At 66.9% G+C, this 12,295-nt stretch carries 10 protein-coding genes; 9 read left to right on the top strand and 1 reads right to left on the bottom strand.

From position 1 onward, the window contains the following. The first annotated feature begins 3 nt into the window (after positions 1-3). From RIN43_RS02735 to RIN43_RS02705, 7 genes are all read left to right on the top strand, one after another. Positions 4-795 carry a 6-phosphogluconolactonase gene (locus tag RIN43_RS02735; RefSeq protein ID WP_309127336.1) on the top strand — a complete coding sequence of 264 codons (792 nt, stop codon included), beginning with the start codon at positions 4-6 and terminating at the stop codon, positions 793-795. Further along, positions 792-1,820, top strand: coding sequence for an amidohydrolase family protein (locus tag RIN43_RS02730; protein WP_309127335.1), 1,029 nt, complete (start codon positions 792-794; stop codon positions 1,818-1,820). Before RIN43_RS02735 ends, RIN43_RS02730 begins: the two co-directional genes overlap by 4 nt. Positions 1,821-1,826: 6 nt before the next feature. Beyond that, positions 1,827-2,834, top strand: coding sequence for a hydroxyacid dehydrogenase (locus tag RIN43_RS02725; protein ID WP_309127334.1), 1,008 nt, complete (start codon positions 1,827-1,829; stop codon positions 2,832-2,834). A 126-nt stretch (positions 2,835-2,960) separates the two neighbouring features. Next, positions 2,961-4,208 (top strand): extracellular solute-binding protein, encoded by a 1,248-nt coding sequence (locus RIN43_RS02720; RefSeq protein WP_309127333.1) that lies wholly within the window; start codon positions 2,961-2,963, stop codon positions 4,206-4,208. A gap of 64 nt (positions 4,209-4,272) precedes the next feature. Continuing rightward, complete coding sequence (locus tag RIN43_RS02715; protein ID WP_309127332.1) at positions 4,273-5,217, top strand: sugar ABC transporter permease; 945 nt, start codon at positions 4,273-4,275, stop codon at positions 5,215-5,217. Positions 5,218-5,246: 29 nt separating this feature from the next. After that, complete coding sequence (locus RIN43_RS02710; RefSeq protein WP_309127331.1) at positions 5,247-6,104, top strand: carbohydrate ABC transporter permease; 858 nt, start codon at positions 5,247-5,249, stop codon at positions 6,102-6,104. A gap of 239 nt (positions 6,105-6,343) precedes the next feature. After that, positions 6,344-6,703, top strand: a complete 360-nt coding sequence (locus RIN43_RS02705) for a carboxylesterase family protein (protein ID WP_309127374.1) — start codon at positions 6,344-6,346, stop codon at positions 6,701-6,703. 176 nt (positions 6,704-6,879) lie between these two features. Here the strand turns inward: RIN43_RS02705 and RIN43_RS02700 are convergent, their stop codons facing one another. Continuing rightward, a complete protein-coding gene (locus RIN43_RS02700) occupies positions 6,880-9,795 on the bottom strand; it encodes a carbohydrate binding domain-containing protein (RefSeq protein WP_309127330.1) in 2,916 nt (971 codons plus the stop codon). A gap of 87 nt (positions 9,796-9,882) precedes the next feature. On the opposite strand from RIN43_RS02700, the gene RIN43_RS02695 reads away from it, so the two are divergent. Next, positions 9,883-11,385, top strand: a complete 1,503-nt coding sequence (locus RIN43_RS02695; RefSeq protein WP_309127329.1) for a DUF4127 family protein — start codon at positions 9,883-9,885, stop codon at positions 11,383-11,385. After that, the gene (locus RIN43_RS02690; protein ID WP_309127328.1) at positions 11,382-12,287 is read left to right on the top strand and encodes an acetylxylan esterase; all 906 of its coding nucleotides are present in this window, start codon (positions 11,382-11,384) and stop codon (positions 12,285-12,287) included. Before RIN43_RS02695 ends, RIN43_RS02690 begins: the two co-directional genes overlap by 4 nt. The last annotated feature ends 8 nt before the right edge of the window (positions 12,288-12,295 follow it).

The following is a 12,295-nucleotide window of genomic DNA, read 5'->3' as shown; positions in this document are numbered from 1 at the left end:
TACATGGACAAGATCCCCTCGGCCAACCCCCGAGTCCGCAGCGCCGCCTCCGCAACAGCGGCGGGATGCGATGCCGCGCGCCGCGCCGCCGACGTCATCCGCGACGCGATCAGGGCGAGAGGGCTGGCGCGGGTGGTCTTCGCGAGCGCACCGTCTCAGGATGCGATGCTCGCGCACCTCGCGATCGAGCCCGAGCTGGACTGGAGCCGGGTCCGCTCCTTCCATATGGACGAGTACCTCGATTTGCCCGCCGACCATCCCAGCTGCTTCGGGCTCTGGCTCCAGCGGAGGCTGCCGGAGCAGGCGCAAGCCGGCCTTGAGCGCATCCGCACCGATGGTGGGCTCGCGTCCGAGGCCGCTCGTTACGCAGGACTGATCGGTGAGGCGCCGATCGATCTGGTCTGCCTCGGGATCGGCGTAAACGGGCACATCGCGTTCAATGAGCCCGGGGACGCCGACCCGGACGATGCCGAGACGGTGCGCGTCGTATCGCTCGACGCCGCCTCGCGCCGCCAGCAGGTCGACGAAGGCCTCTTCGAGAGGATCGAGGAGGTGCCGACTCATGCACTGTCGCTCACGGTTCCCGCGCTCCTCTCCGGACGCTCTCTGGTCTGCAGCGTGATCGGATCGCATAAGGCGGCGGCGGTCGCCCGGGCGCTGAACGGGCCCATCGACGCCTCCAGCCCCGCCAGCTTCCTCCGCACGCATGCAGATGTCACGTGGTTCCTCGATGCCGATGCCGCGTCCGCACTGGATCGCGATTCCGAACGCCTGGACACTACTCTCCAGCTATGAGCGTGCGTTCCTGGCCGGGGTTCATCGATCTGCAGGTTAACGGCTTCCGGGGACTGGATGTGAATTCCGACGACGTCACCGCCGACACCCTGATCGCGCTGACCCGCGAACTGTGGGCCGAGGGAGTGACGACGTATCTCCCGACCGTGATCACCGCCTCCGAGGAGAAGATCCTGCACGTGCTGGCGATGATCGCGCAGGCACGCAGGACGGATCCGCTCATCGCGCACTCGATCGCCGGCGTGCACGTCGAGGGGCCGTCGATCAGTGCCGAGGACGGACCTCGGGGCGCCCACGACGTCGCGCACCTGCGGGATCCCTCGACCGTCGAACTCGACCAGTGGCAACGTGCCGCCGAAGGTCTGATTCGCATCGTGACCCTCGCGCCCGAGCGCACCGGCGCGATTGACTACATCTCCCACGCGACGTCCCGCGGCATCCGCGTGTCGATCGGGCATTGCGCACCGACCCCGGACCAGGTGGACGCGGCCTGGAACGCCGGCGCAGTGCTCTCTACGCATCTGGGGAACGGCATCCATTCAACCCTTCCCCGTCACCCGAATCACCTGTGGACGCAACTCGCCGCGGACCGGCTGACCGCGATGTTCATCGCCGACGGCCATCACCTGCCAGCCGACGCGCTCACGGCCATGATCCGATCGAAGGGCGTCGAGCGCAGCATTCTGGTCTCGGACTCGGCGGCTCTGGCCGGATCTCCTCCGGGGTCGTACCGCACCCCCGTCGGCGGCCGCGTCACTGTCAGCCACGGCGGCCGACTGTCGCTCGACGGCACGGGGCTGCTCGCCGGATCCGGCTCGTCGCTGCGCGCCTGCGTCGAATGGGCGCACCCCCGCCTTCCGTTCACGGAAGACGACCTGGTGACGATGACCTCCCACAACCCCGCGAGGATGCTGGGGATCGGCCGTCGATCAGCCCCTGGAGGCGACCGGGTCGACGTGCGCATCGAGGACGGCGTGCACATCGACCGCGTCGTCGTGGCGGGAACCGTCGTACGAGAGAGCTGAGTACCCGTGACCGTTCGGATCTGCGTCGCCATCGGCGATAAGGACTTCTCCCGGCTCTACGATCGCGACAGCATCGCACGGCTCGAGGCGCTCGGAGAGGTCGTACGTCCACCCGCCGATGCATCGGGCACCGTGCCACTTCCAGCCGAGATCGGCGACGACTTCGACGTGCTGATCACATCATGGAGCACGCAGCCGTTCGACCCAGGGGTCGTTCGCGGCTCCAGGCTACGGCTCGCCGTGCACAGCGCGGGTTCCGTGCGGACTCTGTTCCCGCGTGAGACGCTCGGCCACGAGATGCGGCTCGCGCAGGGCGGGTCCGATGCGATGGCCGAAGCCGTCGCAGAGATGGCTGTGACCATGACCCTCGCGCTGCTGAGAAACCTCACTCTCCACGATCGGCGCTTCCAGGCGACGCGCTCCTGGCGGGAGGGCGGGACGGGCATTCTGGGCCAGAGCATCGCTGCGCAGCGGATCGGGATCGTTTCGCTCAGCCGCGTCGGCCGCCATTACCTGCGGATGATTCAAGGTCTCGGGGTGTCGCGCATCGGAATCCATGATCCGTACGCCACCGCGGCGGACGCAACGGAGCTGGGCATCGAACTGCGGTCGCTCGACGACCTGTGCGCCGAGAGCGATGTGCTTGCGGTGCATGCGCCGAGCACGCCGTCGACCGCCGGAATGATCGGCCGCCGTCAGCTCGCGCTGCTGCGCGACGGCGGCGTGCTCATCAACACTGCTCGCGCGGAGGTCACCGACGAACAGGCTCTGATCGCCGAACTCGTCGACGGACGCATCTCCGCCGCACTCGACGTCTACATCACCGAGCCCTTGCCCTCGACGTCACCGCTCTTCGGATTGGAGAACGTGCTTCTCACGCCGCACATCGCGGGCGGCACCGTGCAGGCGCGCTTCGCACAGGGTCGTTCGGTGGTGGACGAAGTCCAACGCTTCCTTCGCGGGCAATCCCTTCTCGCCGAAGTGACCCCGCACAACTACGAGCGCTTGAGCTGAGTTTCCGCGATCCAACAGGTTGGTTCTTGACACGTGCACATGGTGACGGTTACGTTGACTGCAACCGATTGCAGATAGGCAGTGACGCATGTGATCGGACGTTAGCCCGAACCCGATGGAGGGATCATGAGACACAAGGCCACAGCCGCAGCAGGTGCCGTCGCGATGAGCACCGTGCTGCTTCTCACCGGATGCAGCGGAACGGGCGGCGACCCGGCCGGCGCCACGGATCCGGACGAGGTCTCGGGGACCGTGACCTTCTGGCCGTACCCCCTCGGCGGCGTCAAGGAAGCCAGCTGGTGGCAGCCGCACATCGAGAACTTCAACAAGACCTACCCGGACGTGAAGATCGACCTTCAGATGCAGGCGTTCGCGGGCCGCGAGGAGTCCCTCGTGACCGCCATCTCGGGCGGAAACGAACCGGATGTCGTGTACTTCAATCCGGACTTCATCCCGAAGTACGCGGACGAGGACCTCCTGCTCCCACTCGACGACCTGCGCGACGACTGGGATGCCTTCCACGACTCCGCACTCGACGCGATGACCTACGACGGCACGCTGTACGGTGCTCCACAGCTGGTGACCGTCGGAACCGACTTCTGCAACACCACGGTGCTCGAAGCTGCTGCCGCTGCCGCCTGCCCGACGACCTGGGACGAGCTCCGCGAGATCGCGCCGGCGGTCAAGGAGGCGGGCGGCTACGTCACGAACTACTACGGCACTGCCACCCTGAACAGCACTTTCTACACCTACCTATGGCAGGCAGGCGGTGAGGTCCTCAACAAGGACATGACCGAGGCCGCGTTCAACGGCCCCGAGGGCGTGAAGGCGCTCACCTTCATCAAGGAGATGGCGGACAACGACTGGATCCCGCGCGAGGAGATCGCCACGATCCCGCCCTTCGAGCAGTCTCAGCAGGGGCTCGGCAAGGTCGCGTACAACGGCGGCGGCAGCGTCGTAGCCAACCGCGATCTGCATGGAGCGGACGTCATCCAGACAGTCCCCACCATGAAGGATGCGGAGCAGGCCGCGTCCGGCACCGTGGGAGCGTGGTCGATCTTCAACACGACGGACGTGCCCGACGCTGCGAAGGCATGGGTCAGGTACCTCACCGACGCCGGCTTCATGAAGGAGCTGCTGCCCGAGGCTCAGTACTTCTCGCCGCGGACCGACACCGGGGAGTTGTACGGAGACGATCCGATCATGGCCGCGGGCGAGGAAGCCATCCCGTTTGTCCGCACCGGCGTCGCCCACCCGAAGGCGCGGGAGATCATCGACCTCATCAAGCCGCACATCCAGCGCGTGCTGCTTGAGGGCGCCGAACCCCAGAAAGCACTGGACGACGCAGCCGACGAAGTGAATCGGATCCTCTGACCACTCACGACAGGCCAGGCCCCGGGGCGATCGCACCCGGGGCCTGGCCGACTAAGGGGCATTCATGACCGTAAGCACCACACTCCCCGCTCCGCCGGTGAGCACACCGGAACCGCCGGCTGCCGCACCGATCCGTCGCCGTCGCCCCTGGTGGCAGTCGAAGGAGGCGATCTCCGCCTACATCTTCATCGGGCCGATGGTGCTCCTGTTCGCCGTCTTCCGCATCTGGCCGGCGCTCTACGGCATCGTGCTCGCGTTCGGCGATTACACGCTGCGACGCACTTTCACATTCATCGGCCTCGACCATTTCGTGCGCCTGTTCCAGGACCCGATCTTCTGGGATGCGCTGTCGGTCACCATGATCTTCGCCGCGATCCAGATGCCGATGGCCATGATCGTGTCCCTCGCGATGGCCCAGCTCTGCAACCGCGTCATGCGAGGGATGGCGGTTTACCGCTCGATCTTCTTCCTCCCGACGGTGACGTCGAGCGTGCTGATCGCCCTCGTGTTCATGTGGATCTTCTCCGGCGCGGGCCCCATCAACGCGCTGCTCGAGGCCATCGGCCTGGAACCCATCGGGTGGCTGACCGATCGGTTCTGGGTGCTGCCGACGCTGGCGATCCTCAGTGTGTGGAGCAGCTTCGGATACAACATGCTCATTCTGCTGGCCGGCATGCTCGCCATCCCGCAGGAGTACTACGAGGCGGCATCACTCGACGGCGCGAACGGATGGCGCAAGTTCTGGCACATCACACTGCCCAATCTGAAGCCGGCACTGTTCTTCGTGCTGATCATCGAGACCATCAAGTCGCTCCAGACATTCGACACGATCTTCGTGATGACCGGCGGCGGCCCGGCTCGCGGCAGCTACACCCTGACCTTCATGATCTACGACCAGGGCTTCGGCTATTTCGACTTCGGCTACGCCAGCGCTGTCGGGGTGGTGCTGCTGATCATTACTCTGGCGCTCTCCCTTATCCAGCGCCGACTCGTGGGAAAGAGCGAATGATGTCCGAGACCGCTGCAACCGTCCTGCCCGTGAGCTCCGAACGCACCAGACAGCTGAGCCGCCGTCCGCACGCTCTGCGCACGACGCGCAGGCTTCTGCCGATGCACCTGCTGCTCATCGTGATCGCCGTGCTCACCGCGTTCCCGTTCTACGCGATGGTGATCATCTCCCTGCAGCCCGGGCAGCCGATCCAGATGCCGCAGTCGCTGTTCCCGACGTCGATCTCCTTCGACGCATTCGCCGATACGCTGAGCAGTCGGAACATCCCGCGCTGGGCCGTGAACTCGGCGATCTACTCGATCGTCTCGACCTTCTTCGTGCTGCTGTTCGCCTCGATGGCCGGTTACGCCTTCGCCAAGAAGCGATTCCTCGGTCGCGAGATGATCTTCTGGGTGCTCGTGGCGATGCTGATGATCCCTTACCACCTCACGATCATCCCGCAGTACATCCTGGTCGGAGATCTGGGGGGCCTGAACACGATGTGGGGCATGCTCGTGCCGACCCTCGCCAACACGTCTGCGATGTTCCTGATGCGCCAGTTCATCCACGGCATCCCCGATGAACTGCTCGACGCCGCGAAGATCGACGGCGCGGGCGAGTTCCGCATCTACTGGTCGATCATCCTGCCGCAGACCAAACCGATCATGGCGACGCTGGCGACCTTCGTCTTCCTCGCCCACTGGAACGACTTCCTGTGGCCGATGATCTCGCAGCAGTCCGCCGAGAACCACGTCCTCACCGTCGGGCTGAACACACTGCAGGAGGAGCAGGTGCCGCTTGCGACGATCATGGCGGCTGCCGTGATCAGCTTCGTACCGACCTTTCTCGTGTTCATCTTCTTCCAGCGGTACTTCGTCCGCGGAGTGATGATGTCGGGGCTGAAGTAGGGCGCATGGTGGCGCCCGCCGACGTCGGCGCGGTCGTCCGGACGGCGTCCGGGCTGCTGAGCGGATCCCGTCGCGAACGAGACGGATCGCAGGACACCGTCTCGTCGGCATCCGTACGCAGGTGATCCGCGCGGCGACCTGCGCTTCGCCGTCCCCAAACCGCCGCTCGCCTGGCGAGGGTGCGGGATGCCACTGAGGCACGTGCACCGCATCCAGCGGACAGCCTGCTCCACTTGAACGTGCGCACACCGCGCGTTGGCGCCCGGCTGCCTGTGCTGGTCTGGATACACGGCGGCGGGTTCACGTCCGGCTCGCCGGCCGACGAGCAGACCGACGGGCTGGAATGGGTGCGACGCAACATCGCGGCGTTCGGTGGTGATCCGGATCGAGTGACGATCGGCGGTCACTCCGCCGACGGCGGCGCGATGCTCACGCTGCTCGCCACGGAGCCGGCCCAGCATCTGTTCCATCGCGCGGTCAGTCGAATCACACCGTCGACATCCCGCTCTGGTTCGACGGTGTCGATCGACCGCGGGCCTTGGCGGCACTCGGGGCAGACGCACCGCAGGCGCTTGCCAACGCGATGCACGCCGCGTTGATCGCGTTCGTCCGCTGAGGTGACCGCGACTGGCCCGCGTGGAAGCCGCACACACCCAGGAATCGCAGCTTCGGCGCGCTGCCCGAGGTGTCGACGACGGCATGCGACGGCGCGCTCCCGCTCATCGCCGACCGGTGAGAGGGGGCGGCGATGCGACCGCCCCTCTCGTCGCCAGGGTCACCTCAGCGCGCAGCCGCCGATCTGCCCGGTGACGGCGTTGGGCTCCTCGAGATCGTCGACCCCTTCCGCGTTCCCGACGCAGGACATCGACCCGCGCACCTCGTTGCCGGAGAAGACGACCGGCCCCTTCGCGTTCGTGACCGCAACCGCCCCAGAGATGTGCGTCCCCAGAATGCTGACCGCTGCCGCGCTGTCGGCACTGAGGCCTCCGCGCAGAGTACTCCGCTCGAGTCGCAGCACCCCGCCCTCGGCCACGGTGACGCTGCCGCGGATCGTCGCGCCGACGCCGCAGACGACCTCCCCCTCCGCCACGACCAGCGTGTCGGAGACCTGGTCGAGTTGCTGCGTGCAGGCTGGCTCCGCGGGGGTCACGTCGTAGCGGAACACGTACGGACCGTGCGAGAAGAAGACGTCCCCGTCGGCATCCGCCACCGCGTTCATCATCGGCGAGCCCGTCACGGCCGCGGGCACGATGTCCGTCCTGGTCATCGTCTCGGCGTCGATGCGGAAGAACGAGAAGCGGTTGGTGCCGTACACGTCGCCGTCGGCGCCGACAGTGAGGTTCGCCCAGGCCCACACCGTGCCGGTGCCGTAGCGATGACGCAGCAGCTTCTCGGAGTAGACGATCTCGCCCGTCACCGGGTCGTACTTGAAGACGGTGTCTTCGGACACACCCCAGATCAGACCGTCGGGTCCGGCGACCAGTCCCGTGATCCCCTCGTCCCCCTCGACCGGAACGAAGTCATGGACCACCTTCTCCGTCTTCGGATCCCACACGATGAAGCGCCCCTGTATCTGCCCCGATGCCGGTGCGCCCAGCGCGCCGTCGACGGTGGTGCCGAGATAGATCAGCCCGTCGTGCGCCAGCACGCTCACCACCGACTGATCCTGGACGATCTCGGTCGTGTAGGTCGTGAGCATGCCGGTGGCGAAGTCATACCGGGTGAGCGCGCCCTGGTTGTGACCGTAGTGCGCCACGCTGCCCATGTATGTGCTGTCAGTGGCCGGGTCGTAGGCCAGGCCGAACGGACGGTCCTGCCCGCGGTCCTGCTGCGAGTAGATCTGTCTCATGGAGCCGGTGGCGGGGTCGTACTCCATGAGCTTCGCGTAGCCGTATGCGCCGAGCAGCAACTTGCCGTTCCGATTGACCGAACTCTCATACTGTCCCGACTGCAGGGAGTCGCCGGCGACCCCCGTCTCCTCGTCGAACGGTGCGAGACCGACCATATAGCCCGATGCGTACATCGAGTCGGGGCCGTGGAACAGGCGCTGCACGCTCGTCGGGGTCGCATACACGATGCCGTGCCCTTCCGAGACACCCTTGGACGGGTTCATCCGGACAACGCCGTTGCTCGTCGCGGCGACGAGCGTCCAGCCCTCCCAGCCCGACTCGGTCGACTGCACCCAGCGTCCATCGTTGAGGTAACCGTTCGCCTCGATCCCGAGATCGCGGCGAGCGCCGGTGGTCGCATCGTACTCCCAGAAGGTGCGACCGAACACGTAGATGTAGCGGCCAGGCTGATCAGGACGCGGGGTCACCCAGTAGCCGTGCATCTCTGGGCCTTCACCCCTCCAGTACTGCACCTGGTCGTCGGCTCCGATCACGATCAGCTGATTCGAGATGCGCGCGAACAGACGGTCGTCGACGAAGGTGAACGTCGAAGCGAAGGACTCCGCAGTGGACCCCGGCGCGGCCTGCTCGCTCAGCAGCGGCGTCTTCGTGCCGTCGGGCGACACCTTCCAGATCTGCGCGCTGCTGCCGCCGGCGCCGACGTACAGGTTGCCGCGCACGGCATCGAACGCGAGACCGTGGATGTAGGCCTGGCTCGAGTCGACGGCACCGAGGTTCTCGATCGCATCGGTGGCCGGGTCATAGCGGTAGAGCAGTCCTTTCGGATACGTGCCGATGTACATCTGCCCGTCGTGCCCGGCGGCCATCGACCAGGCGTATCCGTCGGACGGGGTCGTGGGGTTGACGACACCGATCCTGCGGGCCTTCGTCGTCGCGGGGTCGTAGACCCAGAGGGCGTACTCGCCTGTCGTGGCGATGTAGATCCTGCCGTCGCTCGAACGCCGGATCTCCTGGGCGAAGTCTGATCCGGGCAGCGGCACCGTGCGCACGATCGATCCGTCGTCCAGTCGCGCGACCACCAGAGTCGCCGGATAGCCGGTGGACTCGACACCCTTGAAGACGCCATAGCTCATCCAGACGCCACCCTCCTGAGCGATGACCGCGTTCTTCGTGATTCGACTGCCCACGGGCGTGCCCGTGTAGTCGAGGTTCGGATCATTCGCGACGACCTGCTCCGGGACCGACGGCGGCACGGGCCGCACATGGCCGGATTGACCGGGAAGACCGAAGTAGACGTCGTCCACGTACGCGTCCACGGTCGGCGCGTTGCCCGAGTAGATCATCACCCGCGCATGGGTCGCTCTGTTGGGTGCGTCGAAGTCCAGGAAGACCCGCTCCCAGGTGTCCTCGTTGGTGTGCACCGTCTGCCAGCTCGATGCCAGGCGGGTTCCCGTGGCGTCTTCGAAATACGTCCACACGCTGAAGTGCCCGTCGGCCCTGTACGTCTCGAGGTTGATCTCATACGTGGTCCGCTCGGTGACCGGCATCGGAGCACTGATCATCCCGCCGCCGTAGCTTGCGGAGGCGTCGTTGACGCGCAGGCTCTGTGCGCCGTCGCCGACCGTCGATGTCGACACGGCGAAGTAGTCGCTGCTGCGAGTGGACCAGGGCGACCAGCCGTCGAGCTCGGCCAGAGAGGCCCCTGTCTCGAAGCTCGCGTTCGCGAGCAGGTTCGCGTCAGAGGCCGCGGCCGGGGAGTCCGCCTGCAGGGGACTCCCGACGGCTGCGGCGACGAGGACGGCTGCGAGCAGGCTGACCGCCTTAGGGGTACGAACGATCATGGGCTTCTCCTGTGATGGGCGACGTTGCCTAGGAACAGCACAGCCGAGTCTTGCAATCGGTTGCACTTGCAGGCTAGCGTTACCACCATGAGCGCACAAGCCCCGCGTCCCCTGTGTATCTCGGTCTTGGCGCCCGATGAGCGCCCGAACACCGCCGGTTACGCCAAGTGGATCGGCAACTGCAGCGGCGCAGAGGTGCTGCAGCCCCCCGCTGAACTCATGCCTCGTTTTCGGGAGCCCGCCGACACCGCTGGGCTCGCCGCGTGGCTGCGCGAGATCGATGGCACCGTCGACGCCCACGTCGTGTCCCTCGACCTGCTCGTGCACGGCGGCCTCATCCCGTCCCGGCTCACACCCGATCGCATCGGCGACGCCATCCCGCGCCTCGGCGTGCTGCGCGAACTACGCGCCCCGGTCTCGGCCTATCAGGTGGTCACCCGGCTCCCGCACTACGACAACGCGACCCGCAGCCGACAGGAGCCGGAGTACTGGGGGACCCACGGCCGGCGTATGTTCGAGCTGTCGCAGGCGTGGGACCGGCACGACCGCGGAGAGGCCTCTGGCGAGGAGGTGGACGCCGCGCTCGCCGCAGTGCCTGCCGAGTACCGCCACGATCTGATCCGTCGGCGCCTGCGCAATCACTCGGTGAATCTGGCGGCGCTCGAGCTCGCAGCCGACGGAGTGGTCGTCGACCTCATGATCACCTCCGATGACACTGCGCCGCGAGGCCTGCCGGCTTCGGACCGCAGCACGCTCAGCGCCTGGAATCAGCGACTCGAGACGAGCGCGCTGCTCTATCCTGGCGCGGACGAGGTGCCGAGCGTGCTGGTCTCGCGAGTTGTCTCCCGCGCCCGTGGGGTGGTGCCGCGAATCCTCGTCGCATGCCCAGACACAGCCGGCCTGCAGCGAGTCGCGCCGTATGAGGACGTGCCGGTCGATCAGGGCATCGACAGACAGATACGCGCGCTGGGCGGCGAGCGCGTCTTCACGGTCGACGATGCCGATCTCGTGCTGGTTGTACACGCCCCTGCGGAAATCCCCGGCGACTGGACGGGCGGGCCGATCGACCAGGACAGCTCGGCGGCGAGCGAGCGCGTCGCCGCCGAGACTGCGTCGCTGCTCGACTCCGGCCGCCGGGTAGCCGTCGCCGATCTCCGCTACGCGAACGGTTCCGATCCCACCCTCGTCGAAGCGCTCGATCGTCTGGGCGCGCTACAGGGGCTGGTAGCCTACGGCGGCTGGAACACCGCGGGAAACACCCTTGGCACGACGCTCGCCGCAGGCGTGAGTTTCCTGCTCGATCCGAGCGATCGTGCCGCCGACGAGCGGGGCCGGTTCCTGATCACGAAGATCATCAAGGACGGCCACTATCTCCCTGCTTTGCGCGTGCAGCTGCAGGAAGAGCTCGCCGCGCGCGGTCTCACCGACCCGCCGCTGGATGAACTCCCGTTTCTCGCCGGACGGGTGGCAGGTGACCTGACTGCATGGGCGTCACGCACGAGGTCGCTGCGCGGCGTACGCGTCGCGAATGTGCGCTGGCCATGGTCGTATCTTTTCACCGTGGATTTCGACGTCGAACGCATCGCATGAGCGAACCTGCCGATGAATACGCGCCCATATTGCGCAGGGAGTGGATTGACCTGATCGGGGCGCACCGGCCTGAGGACGCCGCGTGGCGTGTGACCGAGCGCGGCGACGGTGCGCTCGGCCGCCGGATCGTGCTCGAACTGCAGAGCTATGGCGCGCGACTCGAGGGTGTGCTGCTCCTGCCCGGCTCGGCCGCCCCGTCCGCAGTCGTGATCGTGCCATTCTACGACGTCGAGTCCCTGCTCGGGCATGTGAGCCGGCTCTACCCAGACGTCGGCGCGCGCCCGACCCGGGCGTTCGCTCGTGAGATCGCAGCCGCCGGCCTCGGGGTGCTCGCGGTGCCGTGGTGGGCAGAGGCCGCCGCAAGACCGGCGGCATCCCTGGACCTGCATGAGCGTTACGGCCCGGCCGCACTCCACCATCTGGAACGGCATCCGCATGTCACCGGCCTCGGTCGCAGCGTGGCGGACCTGCTCCTCTCAATCGACGCGCTTGAGCAGCTCGATGAGGTGGACAGCGCACGTATCGGAGTGTTCGGCCACTCACTTGGTGGCAAGCTGGCCCTGTTCGCCGCCGCATTGGACCCCCGCATCCGCGCCGCCGTCTCGCACGAACCCGGCCTCGGCTTCGCTCATTCGAACTGGAGTGACACGTGGTACCTCGGTTCACGAGTGCCTGCAGACCGCGATCTCGACGAGGTCCTGCGGCTCGTCTCGCCCCGGCCGATTCTGTACGCCGGCGGCGGCGCGGCCGACGGCGAGCACAACGAAGAACTCGTCCGCTCAGCGACGAGCGCCGGCTCGCGCGTCGAGATCCTGCGGCACGGGGGCGGCCATCCGCTGCCCGAAGACGTGCTCGCGACCATGATCGACTGGCTGCGCGCCCGGCTCGCGCGCAGCGCCTGACGACGAAC

It is taken from the genome of Microbacterium sp., from assembly GCF_031178445.1.
Lineage (GTDB): Bacteria > Actinomycetota > Actinomycetes > Actinomycetales > Microbacteriaceae > Microbacterium.
This window is presented reverse-complemented; position numbering and strand designations above follow the sequence as displayed.